The following is a 21,017-nucleotide window of genomic DNA, read 5'->3' on the forward strand; positions in this document are numbered from 1 at the left end:
TTAGCTCTTGTAGGTGGTGCTGTGGGTGGTGCGGTGATGCAGTCATCATGCGGCGCGGCATGCCGGCCTTGCCGTGTGGCAGCCAGCGCATACAGGCCTCGGCCGGCCGGTACACGGCGCGCGGCGAATGCCGGACGGGCAACTGGCGACGAGTGGCAACTTAATGGCCGCGACTTAATGGCCGCGACTTGATGGCCAAAAAACAGCGCAAAAACCTGCGGCTAACTCGCTATTTTCGCACAGGAGTGCAATCCGCTCCAGCCACCTCCTTGATTTCCCCTATTGCCAAGGCCCAGCCCAAGCGCTGGCCTTTGCCCGCGCCGGCCTAAAGTTGTGCCCAGGCCGCCTCGCGCAGCTTCCCCCGACAAAATCCAGGAAGCTCGCGATACGCGCCGAAAGCTGGGTGTTGAGGTAGTAGACCGCGTTGATCGATTGCCGTTCGTCGATGGTGTACCCCATCAGCACCTGCACCAGGTCGCCACGGCGCCGGTCCGCATCGGTCATGAAGTCCGACAAGCAGACCAGGCCCTCGCCCGCCAGCGCCAGTTGGCGCAGGGTTTCGCCGCTCGATGCCGACAGATGCGGCGCGATCTGCACCTCTTCGCCCACGGCGCCGCGCAAGGGCCAGCGATTGAGCGATTCGGGCTGGGTGAAGCCGATCAGGCTGTGGCCGGCAAGGTCCGCCACGCTTTCCGGCCGACCCCGCGCCTTGAGATAGGCGGGGCTGGCCAGCACGCGCATGCGGCTGCTGGCCAGCGGGCGGGCATGCAGCGTGGAGTCCCGCAGCGCGCCGATGCGGATTGCCACGTCGGTGCGATGCTCGAGCAGGTCGATGATCTGATCGTTGGTATTGAGCTCCAGCTCGATTTCCGGATACGCCCGGCGGAATTCCCCGATCAGCGGCACGATCACATGCAGCATGAAGGGTGACGCCGCATTCACCCGCAGCCGCCCCGCCGGCCGCTGGCGGCGCACGGCCATCTGCTCTTCCGCCAGTTCCACCGAGGCCAGGATGGCGCGCGCGTGGGCCAGCAGGGCGTCGCCCTCCTCGCTCAGCGCCAGCCGGCGCGTGGTCCGGTGCAGCAAGGTGGTGCCCACCTTGTCTTCCAGGCGACTGAGCGCGCGGCTGATGCCGGAGACGGTCTGCCCCAGTTGCTCGGCCGCGGCTGTGATGGAGCCGCTGTCCACCACGGTGGCGAAGGCCTGCAGTTCTTCGAGTGTGATCTTCATTGTTGAATATTAAGCAAACACTCGCTGGAAATCACCCTATTTTCTGCAATAAAGCTTGGCCGACGACTTGAGCGCCCCGCCGGCGCGAATGGCCAAGCACCCGAACCGTTCTTGAGTATTTATCAAGTATCTTATCCAGATACCCCACTTAATCAGCAAGAAAGACAGCGGCAAACTGCGCCCATTCCATTACCGGACGCACCTGGAGCCCACCATGCCCATTGCCCTGTTCTCACTGACCATCAGCGCGTTTGCCATCGGGACCACCGAATTCGTCATCGTCGGCCTGATCCCCACCATCGCCGCCGATCTACACATCACGCTGCCCTCGGCCGGCCTGCTGGTCAGCCTCTATGCGCTCGGCGTGGCCATCGGCGCCCCCGTGCTGACCGCCCTCACCGGCCGCCTGCCGCGCAAGGCGCTGCTGCTGTCGCTGATGGCCCTGTTCACGCTGGGCAACCTGCTGGCCTGGAAGGCGCCGGGCTATGAATCGCTGATCCTGGCGCGCATCCTGACCGGCCTGGCTCACGGCGTGTTCTTCTCGATCGGCTCCACCATCGCCACCAGCCTGGTGCCGAAGGAAAAGGCCGCGAGCGCCATCGCCATCATGTTCACCGGCCTGACCGTGGCGCTCGTCACCGGCGTGCCGCTGGGCACCTTTATCGGCCAGCATTTCGGCTGGCGTGAGACCTTCCTCGCGGTATCGGCGCTCGGCCTGGTCGCCTTTGTCGGCAGCCTGATGTTTGTCCCGGCCAATATCCGCCACGGCGCCCCTGCCTCGTTGCTGCAACAGGCCAAGGTGCTGGCCGAGCCGCGCCTGCTGCTGGTCTATGCCAAGACCGCGATCGGCTATGGCGGCTCGTTCATTCCCTTCACCTTCCTCGCACCCATCCTGCAAGACGTCTCGGGCTTCAGCGCCGGCGCGGTCGGGCTTGTCATGGTGGTGTACGGCGTATCGGTCGCCGCGGGCAACATCTGGGGCGGCCGCCTGGCCGATCGCCACGGCCCCATCGCCGCGCTCAAGATCGTGTTCCTGCTGCTGTCCATCGTGCTGTTCGCGCTGTGCTTCACCGCACCGCACCGCTGGCTGGTGGTAGCGACCGTGCTGGCCTGGGGCGCGTTCGCCTTCGGCAATGTGCCGGCGCTGCAGGTCTATGTGGTCAAGCAGGCGGAGCGCTATACGCCGGGCGCCGTCGATGTGGCATCGGGCCTGAATATCGCCGCCTTCAACCTGGGGATTGCCGGCGCGGCCTGGGCCGGCGGCCTGATCGTGACCCACATGGGCCTGATGCATACGCCGTGGATCGGCGCGCTGGTGGTGCTGGTGGCGCTGGGCCTGACCGCATGGAGCGGCCGCCTGGACAGGCTTGAAGCGCAACCCACGGCTGGTGGCAAGCTAGCCGCTGGCGGGGCCTGAGCCCTCATCGCTAGCCTCAGGCCGGCCGGGATCACGTCTTTGCCCGTACGTAGCCCGCCCCGATGCCAAGCCCGCCCATCCAGAAACCCACCGCCAGCCCGATATTGATGACCGACGTATGCACGGTATTGACCAGCGGACCGGGATGGGCGGCCCGCATGGCGCGGGCCGCCATCGCCGGGTTCATTGGCACGCCGGCCAGGCCGATCAGGATCAGTCCGGCCACGCTGACGACCTTGTTGTCGGCAAAGCCCGCAAAAACGGCCAGGGTGATCGCCAGAACAATCAGGCCGCCCAGCAGGATGGGCCTCGTGTACCTGTCGGCAAATCGCCCCACGATGGCGTTGCCGACCACGTTGGCGATGCCATAGACAACCAGCAAAGCGCTCACGGCGCCGGCCGAAAAGCCCGCCAGCTCCGTGAGCGCCCGCCCTCTCCCACAAGTGGGAGAGGGGAGCAACCCGGCGGTAAAGTAAAAGCATCCGTCGGTGTAGCCGTGATTTCCGCCCCCAGGCGGCAATCACCTGCCCGCGATGCGCAGCGAGCCGTCAAGGTTTTCATCTCCCGTTATGGGGCGCCTCGTCGGCAGGCAAAAAGAGCGGAAAAGAGGGACCCATGTTTGAACATCGCCTTAAGGCGATGTGAGTTTGGGTCCCGGCCGCTCTTTTTGCCTGACGACGAGGAGTCTTTCGCCCCATCCGGGTCGCCTTCTTTGCCTACATTCTTGGCGAGACAAGAAAGTAGGTCGCCTCCCCGCAGGGGAGGTGAAACTGCCTTTGACGTTAAGCTTTTGACGTTAAGCAGTTGAATTTGCAGTGAAGCAGCGCAGATGGTGAACAAGTAAGCGCTCGAGGGCCAACGCCACATCCAACGGCCGCAAGCGGCCACCCTTCCGATCAGTGTCGATCAGGACAGGCCGAGATAGTCGCGCTTGCCGATCGGCACACCCTTGTGGCGCAGGATGTCGTAAGCGGTGGTCACGTGGAAATAGAAGTTCGGCAGCGCAAAGCCCAGCAGATAGGACTTGCCGTCGAACGTGACGGGCTCGGGGCGCAGCTTGAGCTCAATGGTGCGCGCCTCGCTGCCCTCGAGCTGGGCGGGCTGGATGGTCTTCAGGAAGGCCACCGTCTTGGCGATGCGCTCCTGCAACTCCGGGAAGGTGGTTTCGGTGTCGGCAAACGACGGCATCTCGATGCCAGCCAGCCGCGCCGCGCAACCCTTTGCGCTGTCGCTGGCGCGCTGCACCTGCGCCCGCAGCGGGTCCATGTCCGCCACCAGGCGGGTCTGGATCAGGTCGGCGGGGTCCATGCCCTGCGCCTGCGCGAATGCGGCGCCCTTGTCCAGGATGGCCGACAAGCTGCCGAAGGCCCGGATAAAGGCCGGGATCGATACTTCATACATCGAGAGTGACATGGGGGTGTCCTTGGAGTGGTGATTGCCAGACGCGGCGTCCCGCCACCCCGCAAACTGGGCCTGGGCGGGATGCGCGACACGGCGAGGATAAACCTTCCGGCGGTTTCTCGCCGGCCGGCTGCTGGCGGCCCCGGACATGCACAGCCCCGCGAGCAGGATTGAAGTCGCCGGATACATCTCCATGTGATATTTACAAATGCCTCGTGCACGCTTTACAAGGGCGGTGCGGATTTGTGGCCGTGGCGACCCTCCCCGCCGGGATCGCAAGCGCAGCCTGCCGGTGCTGCAAGACGCCTTCGGCGCAACCTGCAGCAAATGGCACGCTCTTTGCGGTGCAGGTGTTGGCGTGAAACAAATAAAGCGGCGCAACAGCAGCCGCATCATCACCACGTAGCACGTAGGGGAGCGTTGCACATGCACACCAGCCTAGAACCGGTCCGACAGCGCCGGTCGTTCGATGTCGTCCTGATCGATACCAACCCACTTGTCCAGCTAGCGTTAAGACAGATTCTCATCAGCATCCCCGGCATCGACCGAGTGGATTGCATGTATCCCGATGCACTGGCGAACTTCCACGCCCACGGCAGCCTCCTCGTGCCAACCGACCTGCTGGTGCTCGGCCTTAGCCACGACAGCGACGGCGGCCTTGGCCTGCTGATGGACGCATGCCGGTTCATCCGGCCGCGCGGCATGCTCATGCTCACGGAAGACACGCCGCTGGGCTGGGTGGACCAGGCGGCCGGCGACATCCCCTTCGCCTGGCTACCGAAGTCGGCATCGCTTGCCTGCCTCGACACAACCGTTCATCGCCTGCTCCAGGCAGGCGCGCAGCCACCCGCAGCCATTGCGCCTCGCGTGCTGCCGATGCCTTTACACCGCGCGGCCCTGCCCCCACCACTCATGCTGCAGGCGCCGGCCGACAACCCGGAGCATGAAGAAGCGCGCCAGCTCGGGCTCACGCTGCGGCAATACCAGATCCTGGTGCAGCTGGCACAAGGCTATCCATTCAAGACCATCGCGCGGGCGCTGCACCTTTCCGAATCCACGGTCAAGACGCATGCCCAGACCATCTACAAGCGCCTGGGCGCCACCAGCCGGAGCGGCGCGGTGTATGCTGCCCGCCAGCAAGGCGCTACCTTGCAAGTGCTTGAACGCGCGAGCGCCTGAACCAGCCATCTCAACCGCGCGCGCCCTCCCCGGCGTGCCGCCCGCTCACGATGCCGGCAATGCGTAGCCGCTGGCGCAGCGCCAGCAACGTTACCAGCGCCATGGCCATCGCCAGCGCGAGCAGGATGCCGCGAAGGTCGCGCCTGGAAGCCTCAGGCCGGCCCATGCCACTCGCGTACAAACCCCTCGGGCGCCGGCCGGCTGGCCGGGCGCACGGCTTCCTTGGGTGTACCGACATACAGGAAGCCAACCAGCGTTTCCTCGTCGCCAAGGCCTAGTGCCTGCCGGACGCCTTCGTCATAGCTGTTCAGGCCGGTCGCCCAGAAGCCGCCGTAACCCAGGATATGCAGAGCGTTAAGCATGTTCATGGTGGCCGCGGCCGTCGCCAGCAACTGCTCGATTTCTGGCACCTTGTGCCCGCGCTCGAGATGCACGCCCAGCGCGATCAGCATCGGCGCGGCCATGGCCTTGACCCGGAAGCGCTCGCCATCGCTTTGCGGATCGCGAGCCTGCGCCGCCCGCACGAACACCTCGCCGAGCGCGGCGCGCGCCTCATCGCGGATCACGATAAAGCGCCACGGCTGGAGCTGGCCATGATCCGGCGCCCGCAAGGCCGCCTCGAACACCAGGTCCAGTTCCTTCGGCGATGGCGCGGGCGCGCCCAGCGGCCACGGCGACTGCCGCGACAGCAGGAATTCAAAGGCCATCTTCTGCGGGCCGGAAAGCGCCAGATCGATATCGGCCGACATGACATCCTCTCTATTGGGTTCTGGCACGCTCGGCGCGCCAGTCATTCCTGGACGCTCGCTTGCGCCTACAGGGTTTCCGCGCTGCGCACAAAATGCATGGCCTGCGGCTGCTCGACCAGCACGCACTGCTTGCCCGTGCGCGTCGGGCATAGCGGTCAGGAGCGCGTAGCCAAGGTCCTGATATTGCCGATCGATAGATTATAAATACGAATCATTGCCAATACGTGTGCTTTGTCGGGCATGCGGCGTGTCGCTGAACCATGACCATGTATCCAAATTTCCCAATTTGGGTAAAATGGTCCATATGGACTATCAAGGAGATGGTTATGGCCCTACCCGTCACTACCGATCTGCTCGGCGAGTTGCCGCGTACACCGGCCTCCGAGGTCAAGAAGCATGGCTGGCGTGGCGTCATGCGAACAGTATCCCATCACGGCAAGGTGCTCATCACCAACCACAACGACCCCGAAGCCGTCATCCTTTCCACCCGCGAGTACACCGCCATGGTGGAGGCGGTTCGGGCCGCCCAGGCCAATGCCCCGGCCACGCTTGAGGCGCTGCGCAAACGTTTTGACGAGCGCCTTGCGTCTCTGGACGCCAACGACGCCGGCGACCGTTTGCGCGCCCTGGCCGGCCAACCTGCCCGGCTTGATGGAAAGGTGAAAGCCGGAACCGGATACTGATGGCGCGGCCGGTCCTCTACGTGCTGGCCGGCGTCAACGGCGCAGGCAAAAGCTCGATAGGCGGTTACCTCCTCGCTCGCGCCGGCCTTGCCTCGTTCAATCCCGACACCTTCGCACGTGAATTGCGGGCTGCCACGGGATGCGCGCAGGAGGACGCCAATGCCGCGGCCTGGCACGAAGGCGTGCGCCGCCTGGATCAGGCCGTCTCCGAGGAACGTACCTATGCGTTCGAAACAACCCTTGGGGGTAACTCGGTCCCGGCAAGAATCAGAGCCGCCACGCAGTCGCACGACGTGATCATCTGGTTCTGCGGGCTCGCCTCTGCCGATCAGCACGTCGCGCGTGTCAAGGCGCGTGTGACGATGGGCGGGCACGACATCCCCGAAGACAAGATACGTGAACGCTGCACTACCTCACTGGCCAACCTGATCGCGCTGATGCCCCACCTGGCGCATCTCCAGGTCTACGACAACAGCATCGACGCCGCGCCCGGCGACGCCGTGCCCGACCCCCGCCTGCTGCTGGAAATGTCCTACGGCAAGCTATCGTGGCCAACCTCGCCGCAGGACCTGAGGCGAACGCCCGAATGGGCCAAGCCTGTCGTCGAAGCGGCGCTCGCACTTTGATCATCCTGGCTGGATAGCCTGCCCCGCCTGCCTCGACCATCGATAGAGCCAGCGTTCGGTGGGCCTCATGATTTAAGATAACCCCTATCCCCTCCGGATGAGGCGCGCATCGCCTCGACGACGACATGAACGTTCCCTTCCCGATTCGCAAGGAGTGTCCGCCAGGCGCCTGCACATGCGGTCGCGAAGCGCTGCTGGACGACCCGCAATCCGACATGCGGATCCTCAGGCTCACCCAGGAAGAGGAAAAGCGGCTGATCGCCCGCCTTGAAAGCCTGTCGAGCCTGTCCGACCTGAAGGACATGGAAAGGCGCATGCATGCGCAACTGGGCATCGTGCTGACGATCGCGCCCAGCATCCACGAAGTGCGCACCGTGCGCGGCATCAGCATCCAGGTGGAGGAGCAAGCCGGGCTGTGCCGCAAGACCAAGCAGGCGATTCCCGCGGCTATCCGCCGTTGCCTGGAGACAAACCCGGATATCGCGTACGCGATCCTGAACTCCCACGACTTGCTGGACGGCGCCTAGGGCTTCTCCCCACCTATCATTCCGCCACGATCTTCCTGTCGCTGGCGATGCGCTTCCACTGCGCAAGATCCTGCCGCATGCGCGCGCCGAATTCGGATGGACTCATTGCCTTGGGCACTGAGCCGTCCGGTTCGAGCACGACACGCACATCCTGCGACGCGGCGATCTCGTTGATCTCCCGGTTCAACCTCTGCACCAGCGGCGCGGGCGTGCCGGCCGGTGCAAGGACACCAACCCAGATCTCGATCCCGTAGCCTGGCACCGATGCGGCCAGCGGCGGCAAGTCGGGAAAGGCCGCATTCGGCCGCTGCGAGGTTACCGCCAGCGCCCGTACCTTGCCGGACTTCAGCTGGGTCACGAGCGAGCTGTAGTTGGACATCATGACATCGATCTGCCCCGCCGCCAGGTCGATCAGCGCATTGGAAGCCCCCTTGTACGGGACATGCATCATCTGGACTTTCGAGATGTCGCACAGCAACTCCGTGGCCAGTTGCGCCAGGGAGCCTATCCCCGCCGAGCCATAGGTCAGCGCGCCCGGTTTCGCGCGCGCCGCCGCGATCAGCTCGGCCGGCGACCTGACCTGGGTCGAGGACGAGACTGCCAGCAACAACGGCCCCTCGGCGACCATGGACACCGGCGTGAACGCGGCTAGCGGATCATAGGGCGAGCGAGGCTGGGTGGCGGCAGCGGTCAGGAAGGTCGACGACGTCAGAAGCAGCACCGACCCGTCCCGTGGCGCCTTGGCCACCGAGTCGGCACCAACGACGCCTGCGGCCCCGGGCTTGTTTTCCACGATGACCGTAGTCCCCAGGCGCTTTGCCAGCCCCGGCGCGATCGCACGCGCGATCACGTCGTTGCTCGCCCCCGCCGAAAACGGCACGACAATTCTCATCAAAGGCGGCAATTTGGCCTCGGTCTGTGCCACCACCGTGGTTACCGCGGACATCGCGGCAAATAACAGCGCAATGCGGGCTAACGTATTTCTCATTCGGCGCACCTATCTCAGTGGGTAGAGCAGCATGGATGTCAGGAGCCGGACGCCGGGTGCCAGCCCCGGGTCCCGTGGAATCCGCCAATATCCGGCCTAGGCAGGAATATCAAGGTCCAGCAGCGGCGCGTACTGCTGGGCACCGAAGATGTCGCCATCGCCGGCGCTGCCGCTGGGCCGGGTGCGATAGATCGTGAACTTGATGGCGTACGCGGGATCGTACTCGACGAAATCCGAGATCCGTTCGACCGGAATCCCATATAGCGCGGCCATGCTTTCCCGGCTCAGCACGCGCGAGCGCTTGACGCGTTCGTACTCGGCCGCCTCGCGAAAGATGATGTCGAAGGTGATCTTGTTGACCCCTGCGTTCTTGCTGCGGATCGTCTTGGCGAGTTGATGCAGTTTCTGCGTTGTCTTTTGCATTGTCTTTTGCATTGTCTTTTGCGTTGTCATATGCGTTGTCATATGCGGCTCCAGGCTCAGACGCCAACTTCAATGAGATGGGTGGGGAACAGCGCCATGGGGTCTTGCACTTCCACCGTGTGGTTCAGCGTCCAACGGTAGGCCGCGCTGGCGTGCAGGACTTCATCCAGCGGGAACGACACCGAACCGGCCGTGCCTTTCACGTCGGGCAAGCGCGCATAGAACATCTGGCGCAAGCCGATCATCGTCACCTCCTCGGCCATCTCACGGGTCGGGGCGACCCCCTGCACCAGCACGCAAAGCTCGTGCCCCGGCCGGTCGCGCAGCGGCTCCAGCTCGCCCATCACGCCATCGCGGCCGTACACGTTGTAGTGCAGTTGATAGCCGCCGTCGCCGAAACGCGCGCGCACCTGCTCGCGCGCCCATGCAATCACCCGGTCCACGTTGGCAATGGTGTAGGGGTCGCGGATGCCGCACAGGCCAACGAAGCGCTCGCCCACCTTCCCCGCCCCCTCCAGCTTGACCCGGACCGTTTCCGCCTCGATAAAGCGCGAACCCGTGATGCGCGTGGCGCGTTCGCCGGCCTGCTCGTACCGGCAATGCGTCATGTCCAGCTTGCCCCCGGCGACAAACTCCTCGTACGGATTGGAGCGCTCGTACATCGCATGGCCGGATACCGAGGCTACGGTGCAGCGCTGCTCGGGATGCATCGCCGTGACACGGACATCCTCGAACGAGATTTCGCCCATCACGGTTTCCTTGCCGCCATAGGGCTCGGCGCAGAACGACGCGCACTCGAGCACCTTGCCCAGGTAATAGGAATGATCGGCGGAAAAGCCGTGGTGCAGCGCCGGCGCGGCAAAGACCGCGGCATCCGAACTGCGCCCGCCGATGATCACGTCGGCGCCCTGGCGCAGCAGTTCCACATAAGGATGGACACCGGCCATGGCGACGATACGGTCGGTCGCGTCGAGCTCGCTTTCGGTCAGGTCGGCAAAGCCGTCAAGCCCGCGCACCTCGCTTCCCCGCCGCATCGTCTCGCGCAGGAAAGCCTTGTCCACCTCGGAATAGAAGTAGCCGACCCGGAACTTCTTCAGGCCATGCCTGGCCGCCAGTTCGCTGATGATCCGCACGAACAGGTCCACGCGGCTGTTCGAGCCAGTATCTCCGGCCGAGCCGATAATCATCGGCACGCCGAGTCGGCGCGACGCCAGCAACATTTGCTCCAGGTCGTGGCGTTGCCACGCTTCGGGACTCGTCGAGGTGTCCGATCCGAGCGGCACGGGACCCACGTCATCGCTTCCCGAATCGGCCGCGATGTAGTCGAGGCCCGCCTCCACCCCCAACCCAAAGCTCTCGGTACGCAACGGCGCGAAGCCGAGATGGCCATTAGGGCAAATGATCTTCAGGGACTGCATGCAGGGTTCTCCAGATGGTGTCTTCCCCAAGCCGGGCTTGACAGATCACTTAGAGCAGGTTGCATGCCATCCTGCAGCGCAAAGAAATACCTTTATTTTTCAATAAGTTAGAACATGACAATCCACATACCGCGTGATTTACACGCATTTCGCGGCACAACTTGCGCGAGTCTCACGCGCCCTCCTCGCCGCTTCCAGCGGGCGGGGCCAGCAAGCCCAGCTTCATCATCTGGTGCCGCAGCGCGTGTCGGCTCAGCCCCAGCCTCTCGGCCGTCGAACCGAAGTTCTGCCGGCATGAGGCCAGCGTCTGCTCGATCAGGGCGCGCTGGAAGCGCGCAGTGGCTACGTGATAATCCTGCGCCGGCTCGGACGCCCCATGGCCATTGAATGCAACTGGCAGCGCCGCCGGATCGTCCAGCGCACCGGTGGGCCGCGCCACGTCCCGCAGGATTCGCGCCGGCAAATGATCCGGCCGGATGCAATCGCCTTCTTCGAGCAGGCAGATGCGTTCCAGCAGGTTCTCTAGTTCACGCACATTCCCCGGCCACCGGTACGCCCGAAAAATACGCTCCACCTCCGGATCCAGCCGCCGGAAGTGGCTGCCGTACTGCGCGTTGTACTTCGCCAGCGCGTTGCTCACGAGCAGGAAGATGTCATCGCCGCGCTCACGCAGCGGCGGGATATTGATGGCGATCACCTGCAGCCGGTAGTACAAATCCTCGCGAAACTTGCCGGCCTTGACCTCGCTCAACAGGATCTTGTTGGTCGCGGCGATAAAGCGGGCGTCCACGCTGATGGGACGCACCGCGCCGACCCGGCGGAAACGCCGCGTGTCCAGCAGCGTCAGGATCTTGGACTGCATCACCGGATCCAGCTCGCGGACTTCGTCCAGGAAGACCGTGCCGCCATTTGCCGCCTCGATCAGCCCCTCCTTCCTGCTGACCGCGCCAGTGAACGAACCACGCTCATGGCCAAACAGCTCGGACTCGAGCAACTGGGCAGGAATCGCCGCGCAATTGATGTCGATGAACTCGCGCCCAGCCCGGTTGGACTGCGCGTGGAGCATGCGCGCCACCAGGCTCTTCCCCGTTCCGGTCTCGCCATAGATCAGCACGGTGCTAGCCTGGCTGCGCCCAACGCGGGCGACCAGTTCACGCAGGGCGACGATGGAGGGGTGCTCCCCAACGAGCTGCGGGCGAGAAGGTTCGTTCATCATGGGGTTCGAGAGCCGGCGCCGGGGGCGGGGACGTCCCAGCGGCCGGCACGTTGAGGTTGGTGATCTGCGCGGAAGATTAACCTATTCCGGCGAAACGCCAGGCCGCCGTCAGAGGTTCTTTCACGCGCGCGCCGCTGGCCGCCGGCAGGCAATAGGGATAGTTTCTGTCACCATCCTGGCGCTGCACGATTTCGACCTTGATGCCGAACCTTTGGCGAACCAGCTCGAATCCCCCGAAAACACCGTTGCGCGGCCCGAGAAATCGACGCGGGTGAAACAAATTTTCCCGATCCGGCCACTAGCACTACCGTTGCGGGGAGCGGGCCTGCAGCGGCTGGCCCAGACTGACCGGCATTGATCCTGCAAGCCCAACAGGCCTGCCTGCGCCTATCGCGAGAACACAAATGCCGACCTCCGCAGCTCCCCTCCGCCGGCTGCTTTGCCTGGCGGGTACAGAAAAGAAACGATTGCTCGCCGCCCTGCCGCTCACGGTAGCCGCCGCCGTCCTGGAGCTGCTGCCCTACTGGATACTGTACCGCGCCATCGCGCTGACACTGCTGGCCGACGACGCGCCGGCGGCCAGCGCGCTGTACCGGTTGGCGGCCTGGCTAGCGCTGGCGCTGCTCGGCAAATATCTGTGCTACACCGCCGCCTACGCCCTGAGCCACCAAGCCGCCTACCAGTTGCTAGCCTACCTGCGGCAGCAGTTGGCGCGACGCCTGTCGTGGTTGCCGCTGCGTGACTTGCAGAGCTTTCGCTCTGGCGAGCTCAAGCGCATTCTGCTGCAGGATGTCGAACAGCTGGAATCCTTCATTGCCCACCATACGGTCGAATTGCTGGCCGCGCTGGTCACGCCGCTGTGCGTCGCACTGCTGCTGTTCCGGACCGACTGGCGGCTAGCGCTAGCTGCTCTGGCCACAGTGCCGCTGGCGGCGCTGGCCTCGGCGCTGCCGCTGCGCCGGATGAACGCACACTTCGAACGCTACACCCGTGCCGAAGCAGCGCTCAATGCCACCCTGGTCGAGTATGTGCGCAATATGCCTGTAATGAAGGCCTTCAATCAGGACGTCATGCGCTTTGAGCAGCTGCGTCAACAGTTGCACGACTATTACGCGCGATGATGCTGGGCGCCGGCATGCTCAAGCCGCTGCTCAAGCTGACCCAGTTTTTCTCGGACTTCCAAGCGGTGCGAACCAGCCTGGGGCGCATCCTGCCGCTGCTGGATGCGGCAACCGTGCCCCCGGCCCAGAGGAGGAGCTGCCGGCGCCGCTGAATGTCGAACTGCGCGCCGTGTCCTGCGCCTATGGCGCGCGCCAGGTGCTGCACACGGTCGATCTACAGTTGCCGGCGGGCAGCGTCACGGCGCTGGTCGGCCCCTCGGGCGCCGGCAAATCCACGCTGGTGCATCTGCTGGGCGGGCTGCTGCAGCCGTCGCAGGGCACGATCACGCTCAATGGCATCGCGCTCGACACGCTGTCCGATGCGCAACGCTGCCGACTGATCGGCGTCGCCACCCAGGAGGCCTTTCTGTTCCAGGGCACTTTGCTGGAAGAAGCGGGGCTTGTCGAGGCCATCGGTGATGCCCAACGTGCTTGAATGCTCGCTCATGGCAGCGCGCCAGGCACCCAGTTGCTAATCGCGTTGCCCGGGCGCAGCGAAGCCGCCGGCGCAGCGCCCGGGGCGTTCACCGCTTAGCTGCAGGATCATCCTTAGGGTCGATGTAGTTGATGTCGAGCGGGCCCGAACCGTGGATCTGGATGACGGTCGGCGTCTTGGAAAACGCGTAGTGGTGGGCCTTGCCCGGCAAATAGTGGAAGCCGCCCGTCTTCAGCGCATGTCCTTGAGCAACGTCCATCTTGTCGCCTGCGCCAAGATAGAGCGTCCCCGAGATAACAGTCAGATACTCGGATTGGGTGTGCCAGTGCGGCGGCACCTTGTAACCCGCCGGCGTCTTGAGCCGAATCACGAACGGGCCTTCCTTGCCGGGGTCGCCATAGAGCACCGCGAGCTTGGCACCCTTGGGCAGCGATTCGGGTGCATCGCCCCATTTCATCGCGGATGGATTGACCATCTCCATCCCGGCCATGGCAGGCTCTTCGGCGCATGCCAGCATGGCGGTGCCCAACGAAAGCAGCAGGCCCGCCGCCAGCGGCGCAAGCTGCAGGGAACACGTCTTCATGTGTCTTCTCCTTCTTGTCTCGGCGCCTGCCCGGGGGCGGCAGATAGCGGCCGCCACATCGCTTCCGAGGGTGCCTTGCAATCATCGTAGTCAAGCGCGCCGCGCTTACAAGCAAACCACGACATAGAGCGGCAAATCCACCGATGCCGGGAGCCGGCTTCAGCCGATGCATTCCGATCGCTGAGGCGCCGATGAATCCCTCGCGATCAATCCTTCACGGTGACGATGGTCACGCGACGATTCTCGGGCGCAGCGGGGTTGTGCAGATTCAGCGGCTCGGTAGAGCCTTTGCCGACCGGCGTCAGACGGTCGGAGGCAACGCCCCCTCCAGGGTGAGGTACTCCACCACTGCCGCGGCACGGCTCTCGGAGAGCTTCAGGTTGGCATTTGCCGAGCCGCGTGGGTCCGCATGCCCTTCGATTCGAAACTTGTATGGCGAGAGCTTTACCGACTGCAACCCGCGAGCGACCTTGCCAAGCGCGGCCCGCGCACCTTCGGTCAGTTTCGACGAATTGCTGTTGAATGTGATCAGCAAATGCGTGGATGGATCTTTTGTCGGGCTACCGGCCTCCTGCGCCGCATAGACATCGCGGTGCATGATGCCGAGCGTCTCATTCCTGTCGGCTGCGTCTTGCGGGGTCAAGGCATTGGTGATCGCTTCCTCGCTGATATCCTGTTCCCGCATGATGTTATCGCCGGCGCGAGCGGCAGGCCAGGCAGCCACGATGCAGAGCGCCGCGATCGACATGCGTAGCAAGCGGTGCACACCAAAAGTGACATGGGTGATCTTTGCCATGTTGGATCTCCAGGTATTTGGGCGTTTCCACGCCAGTGCGACGCGCCATCACGATCGGCGCCAATCATTATCGGTTTCCAATAGCATGCTCCAGGTCCGTCAAGGACTCCTATTCCAGGCATTGAACGAGAGCCGAAATCTGGCGAAGCCTTGCGCCTGGCTTCATTTCCGGAGCCTGAAGGATGGGAGGCGTCGGCGCGCCTGGCCTCGCGTCGAGGAACCGTGCAAGGTCCTGAGCGCGAACCGCGACGCTGAGTTCAGGGTTGTTCGTGTATCGGCCCACGATCATGCCAAGCAGTGCCCCCTGTGCGTCGACGACCGGGCCTCCGCTGTTGCCTTCATGCAAGGCGGCGCGCAGTACCAGAAGGCGATGGCCCTTGGGCTGAGCGGTGCCGTGCACGTATCCACGCGTCATGACAGGCACAAGAGGCGACGACGGCGTGAGACCAAAGCCAATCGTATAGACCGACATGCCCTGATGGACCGATATGGCGAGAGGTCGTGCAGCCGTCTTCACGGCGCGGTTCGTCGCGAGTAGCGCCACGTCCAGTTGCTCGTCGATTGCCACCAGGGATGCAGGTATGCTCGTCATGTCGCGTGGCCAGACGTTGATCCGCTCGCAACCGCGAACGACGTGCGCGCTGGTGAGCATTTCGCCTGACTGGGTCACGAAGAACGCCGTGCCACTGCGAAACATCCCTTCGTGGCTTTTGTCCTTTCCGGCGGCGCGGCTTGCATGCGTTCGGGCGCCCGCAGCTTTCATGTCGCCGCCGAGATGCCCGATATCGAAGACCTCGGTACGCTCCGCTCCCCAGCACGCAGGCCAGATGCCGATCGTCCCCATTGCCAATAGCAGGCACAACAGTGAGGAGCGTTCGCGTCGGTACATGGACAGATTCGGGAAATCGCTATTAGCTGGCAAGCTCCCACTCACCGTTTGCGTTGCGACACGCCCGTGAAGTCTGTTCGTACGACTTTCCTTCCTTCACATAGGTCTCGGTAAATTTCCGGCACGTCTGGGCAGTTGGAGACTTCGTATATCCGCTGAGCGGTTTGATGGTGCCGGAATTCCCCGTCTTCGCGTTATGCCAGGTCCTTGGCTGGTTGTTCTCGGCAGTCTGCAACGCATGTTTTAACGCGGCCTGGCGCGCTTCGCGGTCGCGTTCATCCATCTCCCTGCCGATGATGCCGCCAAGCAGCGCACCGGCCATGCCGCCCGCGACAATGGCGCCCGCATTGCCATGGCTGAAGAGACCACCGAGCGCAGCGCCAGCCCCAGCGCCAATCAGTGCGCCCGACGTGGTCTTGTTCATGCCTGTCGAATCGCCTTGCGCACACCCTACAAGAATCGCGCTGGTCGCCGCGGCGCAGCCAATTGCTACAGTCAATTTGTTCATTGCATTCTTCCTTCGACAATCAGGCGAGATCGCTCCCAATAACTACATTGCCCAGACACCGGCTCGAGCGCGTCGTGCCTCCTGCTCGGCAGTGGCATATCGCGCCGGCGCACCGTCCCTTGTGCGAGCCCAGCCGTTTCTAAGGGCGTGCTCACCAATGTCTTCTCCATCCGCGAAGCACTGGAAAGCCTTGTCTTTTGCAAAACACTGAAGCTGGTTGCCCTTGCCCTTGAGGTAACGCTGCATAGCCTGGGCTGGCTTTCCGTCTTCACCGTGTATGGAGGAAAGGTTGACAATCTTTCCCGAGACGATCAGCGCTCCCGAATCGAGCACTTGGGCGACATTTCCCTCAAGGTCTGGCTTGGCTTGCCGCGATGCCGGATTGCTACCGTTCGGTCCTGCCGGGGGGACGACGGATTCGCTGGGGCCGGAGGCGTTGGAATCAGAGCGATCGGTGGCAGGTTGATCGGCTGCTCCTGTACGGGTGGCTCGGGCACGGTAATCTGCTGCGGCACATTTGCAGTCGACGAGGGCGACGCGGGCGAGGGTTGCGGATGCCGCGTCAGTGCCATCAAGAGTATGCCCGCACCAATGACCAGGCCGGCGGCAGCCGCGCCGAGGCCGACAACGCGTGACCGCGGGCGCGCTAGCACCGGATCCGGCTTGATGTTCGTGTTGTAGGTTGGAGGATGCGCAACTGGTCGGGATTGCGATTCGTTTGCAGCCGGCGCAGATGCCGGGGGTGCCGCAGTGCTCGCAGTGCCCGCAGTGCTTTTAGCGGAATCCACATGGCTGCGCAGTCGGGCGCCTCTGTTCACGCTCGGGTTCGCCATCGTGTTCACGCTCGGGTTCGCGCTTGTGTTCAAGCCTGTGTTCACGCTCGCGACACGGGTCGCCTGAAGATCGAGCGCGCTGTACGTCTGAAGCACTCCTTCGCGCACGATATCGGGCGCGTCCGCAAGCAGCGGCGAAGCCCCCAATGCGCGGCCAAAGTCCTCTACCGTGTAGAACCGCTCCTCAGGCACCTTGGCAAGCGCCCGCATCAGTGCGTTTTCGACGCCGGGATCGAGGTCCGGACACAATGCGGCCAGAGGGGGCGGTACCGTCTCCACCTGCGCGCGGATCAGCTCATAGTCGCTGGTCGCGTTGAAAGGCAGTCGCCCGGATATCAGCTCGTACAGAACCGTCGCAAGGCTATACAGGTCACTGCGGCCGTCGCCCTCGTGGCCGCGCAATTGCTCCGGCGAGGCGTAAGCCAGTGTGCCGACGACATCGCCTTGTTGCGTGAGGCGTTGCGAGCCCTGAATGCGCGCAATGCCGAAATCCATGATTTTCAGCGTGCCGCTTTCCGTGAGCATCAGGTTAGACGGCTTGATATCCCGGTGAATCACGCCCATCTTGTGCGCGTAGCGCAAACCCATGACGGCCTGAATGATGACCGCGAGGCTATCCCGCACGGGAAACCTGCCAATGCGCTGCAGGATTGTCTCAAGCGTGTGGCCGTGAACAAGCTCCATCACCATGCACGTGGTGTCGCCATCCCTGAACAGCGCATACAGCGTCGTGATGTTCGGATGATTCAGCTTGGCAAGGCTGGTCGCCTCCGAGCGAAAGCGGTCCAGAAAGCCCTTGTCGAGGCTAAGTTCAGGCCGCAGGGTCTTGATGGCCACATCACGCTCGAGCTCGGTATCGAAGGCGCCATAGACTTCGCCGATCCCGCCACGCCCTAGCAGGGTGCGAATTTCGTAGTGGCCTATCTGCCTGACTGACATGGCGAATCCATCAACCCGTTACGTTCGGGGGGACGTTGGTCTCGCGCGTTGAGCGAACTGACGCGCCACGCCTCGTCGGTTGCCGCTGCAAACTGCAGATGGCGACCGACGCGTTATCCAGCCCTCCTGCCATGCGGGCGAGCTCAATCAGTTTTTGACAGGCGTCGACCGGCTCAAACTGCATGATCACCGACGCAATCGTCGCGTCATCGATCTGGTCGCTGATGCCGTCAGTGCATAGCATCAGGACATCGTCATGTTCGAGGGGAAACCCATCCGGTGAAACGGCTGGCTCATATTCCGGCGCTCCGAGTGCCCGCAGGAGTACATTCTTGTCGGGGTGTCTGTTTGCCTCTTCTGCTGTGAGCAGACCCTCGCGGAACATCTCGCCGACCAGGGAGTCGTCTTCAGTCAATTGCCGAAACTCGCGTTGGCGCAGCAGGTAGATCCGGCTATCGCCGATGTGGGCGATATAGGCCAGGTCGTTGACAATGGCAACCGCGCTACAGGTGGTTCCCATGCCATCGCAGCTCGGCTCGGCGGCGACATGTTCCCCAATAGCCTGATTGGCAACGAAAAATGCCTTCTTCAGCGCCTCCGTGGGCAGGCCCGGATCGCGGTAATACTCGTGAAGCACCGTGCGCAGCGCAATCCGGCTCGCCACTTCGCCTGCCGCATGCCCCCCATTCCATCCGCCACCACGGCCAGCGCGCCGGCATGCGCAAACGGATCGTCCTCGCGGGGAATCATGCAGCCAACCGCGTCCTCGTTCTGGCCGCGCACGCAACCTACGTCGCTTAGCATCGCGCACCTGACCATAAGGCGGGATTGATCTGCTTTACGAGCCTGGTCGGCGCACATGGCAAGCTTCCCCGTTGGACTCAGTTAAGGAGCAAATCAAGTCCGTACTTGATCGGGACCGCGAAAGTCACCCGTTCGTCGCCCATCGAGCGGGAATAGGTAAACAGCCCGATCACCTTGCCGTCGCCGTCGAACACGGGGCCGCCGCTATTGCCATGGCCTGTCGCGGTCACGGTAAGCTGGTAGACATCACCCAGGTCATCGTAAGTCTGGACATTCTTTTCAGACTTGACCGTGTCGCCGACCTTCGCGATGATGCCTTCCGTGACCGTAGGCTGAGGAATCAGTTCGACGAAATTGGTAATATTGCCGCCTTCACTCGATTGAACGAGCGCGTGCTTTTCCTCGGATATGCCTGGATAGCCGAGCACTGTCACCCGCTCGCCCACGCGCGGTCGTGTACCCACCGATGCAAGGTTGATCGTGGGGAGTTTGCGCGTAGCGTCAATCTTGATTTCCGCCACGTCCGCTTCGGCCGACGCCTTGACAAGACGCGCCTCGATGCTGTCCCGCGTATTGGGGAAGCGTACCGACAAGCTTTCGTTGCGCCCCTCGAGGAGGGCCAGGGACATGGTACCGAGCGCCATGCCTCCTGGTGCCGCGAAGTTCGGCCTGATCAACCTCACCGCGTGGTCGAAATCCCAGCCTTTAAGCTGTCGATAGGCCTTTGGGTTGATTCGCGCCATGGTGATTTCACCCTGGCCGCCCGTCGAGATACGAATCAGTATGCCGCCATTCGAGTCGAAGTCCATCCAGCCCGGCACCTTCCATCCTTGCGCGACGTGCTTGTTCGTCAGAATGAAGCCCTGGTCCTTGACCACAAAGCCACTGCCACGTCCCCCTACCTCGATCGGAATGCCGCGATGATCGTCGTCGTCGGTCGTCAGCCAGCGCTGGACCGGATTGTTGTCGATCTGGAGATAGCAGGGAAGTCGCAGGTTCTCGACGATGCAAATACGCTGATAAATGGGGCGGCCCGTATTCTTGTCAACGATGTGCCAGCGGGCCTCCACGACCACCGTTGCCTCGCCGAATTCTGCGACGATTGCCTCAGGACTCCTGCCAAACAGAATGCCGAAATGCGCAAATGCGCCGACGACGATGGCTGCAAGCACGGCTGCGACGCCCGCGCCGATGATCAGCCTGCGCCCGGTGGAGCGCCTTTCCTGATTCATCATCCGCAGCACGGTCTCTTTGCCCACGCGATCATCCGTGGCCGGAGTCGGCTCCGCGCGGACTGTGTCCGCCGGCGGCTGGCCGCCCCGGGTTTCCTGCATTGCCCCCGTGTGCGCGCTGGCCCGCCCTGTCGCGGGAACAGCGGAGGCAGGCACAGCCGTGGGAGAGCCCACGCGCGTTTCAGCTAACGCTTTCGCGCTCAAGCGTGTCGGTGCGGGAGCAGGAACGGGCCGAGGTTCCAGATCGAACGTCAGACGCGGTCCGCCTTCGCCCAGTTCGATGGTGTCACCCGGCTCCAGTAGCGTCTCATCATCGACCCGGCGGCCGTTAAGGAATGTGCCGTTGCTGCTGCCCAGGTCGACCAGCATGTAGCGGGCCGGATCGTCTTTCTTGATTTGAATGGCAGCATGCTGACGACTCACCAGATCGTCGCGTTGCGGGTCAAAGACGACGGTGGCGGTCGGATCGCGACCCAGAATCAGTTTATCGAACCGGTCTACCTCGAATTGCTCGATTTGATGGGCCTTCGAGCCGGATAGATGCGTGATGATGATGCGTCTCATCCCGGTCTCCCTTATGGTTGCCGGGTGGCTTTTTTAAAGCCATCGATATCGCAGGGCTTGTCGCGGCCGATGCTGCCCCTTGTCTTTCTTGTCTTATGCGCAAGCGTGGGAACGATCCTCTGTTCAGCAGCCGAAACGCTGTCGCGGGATTGCGCCCGTGCCGACATGACGTGAAGCGACAAAGCCTCGCCCCGTCCCATCGCAATGGAACGCAGGCGTAACACGGACAAACGCGAGGACCGCCAACGCATTGCGCGCCCCTGAACAGTGCCGGCAGGCGTCTCGTCTGAGAGCACTGTTGGCAGCCTTCCCCCGGGCACTCGAAATGCGCTTTTTGGCGCTAGATGTGACGCTAAAGTGGTTCTTCTCGAATGAGTATAGGTAATGCGGAATAGGTTCGCAAAAGTGCGAACCAC

The 21,017-nt window shown here is 63.4% G+C and carries 25 protein-coding genes; 9 read left to right on the plus strand and 16 right to left on the minus strand.

What is annotated here, in order from left to right:
* Positions 1 to 279: 279 nt before the first annotated feature.
* Positions 280 to 1,230: a LysR substrate-binding domain-containing protein gene (locus tag OMK73_RS17690; RefSeq protein WP_267603193.1), complete on the minus strand. Its 951-nt coding sequence runs from the start codon at positions 1,228 to 1,230 to the stop codon at positions 280 to 282.
* Positions 1,231 to 1,444: 214 nt separating this feature from the next.
* Between OMK73_RS17690 and OMK73_RS17695 the strand changes: the two genes are divergently transcribed.
* Positions 1,445 to 2,647: an MFS transporter gene (locus tag OMK73_RS17695; RefSeq protein WP_267603195.1), complete on the plus strand. Its 1,203-nt coding sequence runs from the start codon at positions 1,445 to 1,447 to the stop codon at positions 2,645 to 2,647.
* Between the two features lie 31 nt (positions 2,648 to 2,678).
* Here OMK73_RS17695 and OMK73_RS17700 read toward each other — a convergent pair whose 3' ends face one another.
* Positions 2,679 to 3,167, minus strand: coding sequence for an MFS transporter (locus OMK73_RS17700; protein WP_420715544.1), 489 nt, complete (start codon positions 3,165 to 3,167; stop codon positions 2,679 to 2,681).
* A 386-nt stretch (positions 3,168 to 3,553) separates the two neighbouring features.
* A complete protein-coding gene (locus OMK73_RS17705) occupies positions 3,554 to 4,060 on the minus strand; it encodes a DUF1993 domain-containing protein (RefSeq protein ID WP_267603199.1) in 507 nt (168 codons plus the stop codon).
* A 414-nt stretch (positions 4,061 to 4,474) separates the two neighbouring features.
* Between OMK73_RS17705 and OMK73_RS17710 the strand changes: the two genes are divergently transcribed.
* A complete protein-coding gene (locus OMK73_RS17710; protein WP_267603201.1) occupies positions 4,475 to 5,227 on the plus strand; it encodes a response regulator transcription factor in 753 nt (250 codons plus the stop codon).
* A 10-nt stretch (positions 5,228 to 5,237) separates the two neighbouring features.
* On the opposite strand, the gene OMK73_RS17715 is transcribed toward OMK73_RS17710, so the two are convergent.
* Both OMK73_RS17715 and OMK73_RS17720 read right to left on the minus strand, forming a co-directional pair.
* Entirely contained in the window at positions 5,238 to 5,393 is a 156-nt protein-coding gene (locus OMK73_RS17715; RefSeq protein WP_267603203.1) for a hypothetical protein, read from the minus strand.
* Positions 5,380 to 5,976, minus strand: coding sequence for a nitroreductase family protein (locus OMK73_RS17720; protein WP_267603205.1), 597 nt, complete (start codon positions 5,974 to 5,976; stop codon positions 5,380 to 5,382). Before OMK73_RS17720 ends, OMK73_RS17715 begins: the two co-directional genes overlap by 14 nt.
* 326 nt (positions 5,977 to 6,302) lie before the next feature.
* Between OMK73_RS17720 and OMK73_RS17725 the strand changes: the two genes are divergently transcribed.
* From OMK73_RS17725 to OMK73_RS17735, 3 genes are all read left to right on the plus strand, one after another.
* A complete protein-coding gene (locus OMK73_RS17725) occupies positions 6,303 to 6,659 on the plus strand; it encodes a type II toxin-antitoxin system Phd/YefM family antitoxin (RefSeq protein ID WP_267603207.1) in 357 nt (118 codons plus the stop codon).
* Complete coding sequence (locus OMK73_RS17730; protein WP_267603209.1) at positions 6,659 to 7,285, plus strand: zeta toxin family protein; 627 nt, start codon at positions 6,659 to 6,661, stop codon at positions 7,283 to 7,285. Before OMK73_RS17725 ends, OMK73_RS17730 begins: the two co-directional genes overlap by 1 nt.
* A gap of 125 nt (positions 7,286 to 7,410) precedes the next feature.
* Positions 7,411 to 7,812, plus strand: a complete 402-nt coding sequence (locus OMK73_RS17735) for a hypothetical protein (RefSeq protein ID WP_267603210.1) — start codon at positions 7,411 to 7,413, stop codon at positions 7,810 to 7,812.
* Positions 7,813 to 7,828: 16 nt separating this feature from the next.
* Here OMK73_RS17735 and OMK73_RS17740 read toward each other — a convergent pair whose 3' ends face one another.
* From OMK73_RS17740 to OMK73_RS17755, 4 genes are all read right to left on the minus strand, one after another.
* Entirely contained in the window at positions 7,829 to 8,800 is a 972-nt protein-coding gene (locus tag OMK73_RS17740; protein ID WP_267603211.1) for a tripartite tricarboxylate transporter substrate binding protein, read from the minus strand.
* A 96-nt stretch (positions 8,801 to 8,896) separates the two neighbouring features.
* Positions 8,897 to 9,223: a DUF4387 domain-containing protein gene (locus OMK73_RS17745; RefSeq protein WP_267603213.1), complete on the minus strand. Its 327-nt coding sequence runs from the start codon at positions 9,221 to 9,223 to the stop codon at positions 8,897 to 8,899.
* Positions 9,224 to 9,279: 56 nt separating this feature from the next.
* Positions 9,280 to 10,641 carry an acyclic terpene utilization AtuA family protein gene (locus tag OMK73_RS17750; RefSeq protein ID WP_267603215.1) on the minus strand — a complete coding sequence of 454 codons (1,362 nt, stop codon included), beginning with the start codon at positions 10,639 to 10,641 and terminating at the stop codon, positions 9,280 to 9,282.
* Positions 10,642 to 10,813: 172 nt separating this feature from the next.
* Positions 10,814 to 11,857, minus strand: a complete 1,044-nt coding sequence (locus OMK73_RS17755; protein WP_267603216.1) for a sigma-54 interaction domain-containing protein — start codon at positions 11,855 to 11,857, stop codon at positions 10,814 to 10,816.
* Between OMK73_RS17755 and OMK73_RS17760 the strand changes: the two genes are divergently transcribed.
* From OMK73_RS17760 to OMK73_RS17775, 4 genes are read left to right on the plus strand one after another with little or no spacing between them, the layout of a single operon-like run.
* A complete protein-coding gene (locus tag OMK73_RS17760; RefSeq protein ID WP_267603217.1) occupies positions 11,856 to 12,215 on the plus strand; it encodes a hypothetical protein in 360 nt (119 codons plus the stop codon). The two genes, OMK73_RS17755 and OMK73_RS17760, sit on opposite strands and share 2 nt — an antisense overlap.
* A 46-nt stretch (positions 12,216 to 12,261) precedes the next feature.
* Positions 12,262 to 12,978, plus strand: coding sequence for an ABC transporter transmembrane domain-containing protein (locus tag OMK73_RS17765; RefSeq protein WP_267603218.1), 717 nt, complete (start codon positions 12,262 to 12,264; stop codon positions 12,976 to 12,978).
* Positions 12,975 to 13,130, plus strand: coding sequence for a hypothetical protein (locus OMK73_RS17770; protein ID WP_267603219.1), 156 nt, complete (start codon positions 12,975 to 12,977; stop codon positions 13,128 to 13,130). The genes OMK73_RS17765 and OMK73_RS17770 overlap by 4 nt, the downstream gene beginning before the upstream one ends.
* A gap of 17 nt (positions 13,131 to 13,147) precedes the next feature.
* Positions 13,148 to 13,453 (plus strand): ATP-binding cassette domain-containing protein, encoded by a 306-nt coding sequence (locus OMK73_RS17775; protein WP_267603220.1) that lies wholly within the window; start codon positions 13,148 to 13,150, stop codon positions 13,451 to 13,453.
* Between the two features lie 88 nt (positions 13,454 to 13,541).
* On the opposite strand, the gene OMK73_RS17780 is transcribed toward OMK73_RS17775, so the two are convergent.
* The 7 genes from OMK73_RS17780 to OMK73_RS17810 form a co-directional block, all read right to left on the minus strand.
* The gene (locus tag OMK73_RS17780; RefSeq protein WP_267603221.1) at positions 13,542 to 14,036 is read right to left on the minus strand and encodes a cupin domain-containing protein; all 495 of its coding nucleotides are present in this window, start codon (positions 14,034 to 14,036) and stop codon (positions 13,542 to 13,544) included.
* 301 nt (positions 14,037 to 14,337) lie between these two features.
* Positions 14,338 to 14,832, minus strand: coding sequence for an OmpA family protein (locus OMK73_RS17785; RefSeq protein WP_267603224.1), 495 nt, complete (start codon positions 14,830 to 14,832; stop codon positions 14,338 to 14,340).
* Positions 14,833 to 14,941: 109 nt separating this feature from the next.
* Positions 14,942 to 15,721, minus strand: a complete 780-nt coding sequence (locus OMK73_RS17790) for a S1 family peptidase (protein ID WP_267603226.1) — start codon at positions 15,719 to 15,721, stop codon at positions 14,942 to 14,944.
* A 22-nt stretch (positions 15,722 to 15,743) separates the two neighbouring features.
* Positions 15,744 to 16,229 carry an RT0821/Lpp0805 family surface protein gene (locus OMK73_RS17795; protein WP_267603229.1) on the minus strand — a complete coding sequence of 162 codons (486 nt, stop codon included), beginning with the start codon at positions 16,227 to 16,229 and terminating at the stop codon, positions 15,744 to 15,746.
* A gap of 311 nt (positions 16,230 to 16,540) precedes the next feature.
* Complete coding sequence (locus OMK73_RS17800; RefSeq protein ID WP_267603231.1) at positions 16,541 to 18,001, minus strand: serine/threonine protein kinase; 1,461 nt, start codon at positions 17,999 to 18,001, stop codon at positions 16,541 to 16,543.
* A 10-nt stretch (positions 18,002 to 18,011) separates the two neighbouring features.
* Positions 18,012 to 18,812 (minus strand): protein phosphatase 2C domain-containing protein, encoded by an 801-nt coding sequence (locus OMK73_RS17805; protein WP_267603233.1) that lies wholly within the window; start codon positions 18,810 to 18,812, stop codon positions 18,012 to 18,014.
* Between the two features lie 70 nt (positions 18,813 to 18,882).
* The gene (locus OMK73_RS17810; protein ID WP_267603236.1) at positions 18,883 to 20,601 is read right to left on the minus strand and encodes a trypsin-like peptidase domain-containing protein; all 1,719 of its coding nucleotides are present in this window, start codon (positions 20,599 to 20,601) and stop codon (positions 18,883 to 18,885) included.
* Positions 20,602 to 21,017: the final 416 nt, after the last annotated feature.

This window comes from Cupriavidus sp. D39 (assembly GCF_026627925.1).
GTDB lineage: Bacteria > Pseudomonadota > Gammaproteobacteria > Burkholderiales > Burkholderiaceae > Cupriavidus > Cupriavidus ulmosensis.

Excerpts from the sequence above, each read along its gene's own strand:
- OMK73_RS17690 (WP_267603193.1), bottom strand. The coding sequence starts at position 1,230 with ATGAAGATCACACTCGAAGAACTGCAGGCCTTCGCCACCGTGGTGGAC.
- OMK73_RS17695 (WP_267603195.1), top strand. The coding sequence starts at position 1,445 with ATGCCCATTGCCCTGTTCTCACTGACCATCAGCGCGTTTGCCATCGGG.
- OMK73_RS17705 (WP_267603199.1), bottom strand. The coding sequence starts at position 4,060 with ATGTCACTCTCGATGTATGAAGTATCGATCCCGGCCTTTATCCGGGCC.
- OMK73_RS17710 (WP_267603201.1), top strand. The coding sequence starts at position 4,475 with ATGCACACCAGCCTAGAACCGGTCCGACAGCGCCGGTCGTTCGATGTC.
- OMK73_RS17715 (WP_267603203.1), bottom strand. The coding sequence starts at position 5,393 with ATGGGCCGGCCTGAGGCTTCCAGGCGCGACCTTCGCGGCATCCTGCTC.
- OMK73_RS17720 (WP_267603205.1), bottom strand. The coding sequence starts at position 5,976 with ATGTCGGCCGATATCGATCTGGCGCTTTCCGGCCCGCAGAAGATGGCC.
- OMK73_RS17725 (WP_267603207.1), top strand. The coding sequence starts at position 6,303 with ATGGCCCTACCCGTCACTACCGATCTGCTCGGCGAGTTGCCGCGTACA.
- OMK73_RS17730 (WP_267603209.1), top strand. The coding sequence starts at position 6,659 with ATGGCGCGGCCGGTCCTCTACGTGCTGGCCGGCGTCAACGGCGCAGGC.
- OMK73_RS17735 (WP_267603210.1), top strand. The coding sequence starts at position 7,411 with ATGAACGTTCCCTTCCCGATTCGCAAGGAGTGTCCGCCAGGCGCCTGC.
- OMK73_RS17740 (WP_267603211.1), bottom strand. The coding sequence starts at position 8,800 with ATGAGAAATACGTTAGCCCGCATTGCGCTGTTATTTGCCGCGATGTCC.
- OMK73_RS17745 (WP_267603213.1), bottom strand. The coding sequence starts at position 9,223 with ATGCAAAAGACAACGCAGAAACTGCATCAACTCGCCAAGACGATCCGC.
- OMK73_RS17750 (WP_267603215.1), bottom strand. The coding sequence starts at position 10,641 with ATGCAGTCCCTGAAGATCATTTGCCCTAATGGCCATCTCGGCTTCGCG.
- OMK73_RS17760 (WP_267603217.1), top strand. The coding sequence starts at position 11,856 with ATGGGGTTCGAGAGCCGGCGCCGGGGGCGGGGACGTCCCAGCGGCCGG.
- OMK73_RS17755 (WP_267603216.1), bottom strand. The coding sequence starts at position 11,857 with ATGATGAACGAACCTTCTCGCCCGCAGCTCGTTGGGGAGCACCCCTCC.
- OMK73_RS17765 (WP_267603218.1), top strand. The coding sequence starts at position 12,262 with ATGCCGACCTCCGCAGCTCCCCTCCGCCGGCTGCTTTGCCTGGCGGGT.
- OMK73_RS17770 (WP_267603219.1), top strand. The coding sequence starts at position 12,975 with ATGATGCTGGGCGCCGGCATGCTCAAGCCGCTGCTCAAGCTGACCCAG.
- OMK73_RS17780 (WP_267603221.1), bottom strand. The coding sequence starts at position 14,036 with ATGAAGACGTGTTCCCTGCAGCTTGCGCCGCTGGCGGCGGGCCTGCTG.
- OMK73_RS17785 (WP_267603224.1), bottom strand. The coding sequence starts at position 14,832 with ATGGCAAAGATCACCCATGTCACTTTTGGTGTGCACCGCTTGCTACGC.
- OMK73_RS17790 (WP_267603226.1), bottom strand. The coding sequence starts at position 15,721 with ATGTACCGACGCGAACGCTCCTCACTGTTGTGCCTGCTATTGGCAATG.
- OMK73_RS17795 (WP_267603229.1), bottom strand. The coding sequence starts at position 16,229 with ATGAACAAATTGACTGTAGCAATTGGCTGCGCCGCGGCGACCAGCGCG.
- OMK73_RS17800 (WP_267603231.1), bottom strand. The coding sequence starts at position 18,001 with ATGTCAGTCAGGCAGATAGGCCACTACGAAATTCGCACCCTGCTAGGG.
- OMK73_RS17810 (WP_267603236.1), bottom strand. The coding sequence starts at position 20,601 with ATGAGACGCATCATCATCACGCATCTATCCGGCTCGAAGGCCCATCAA.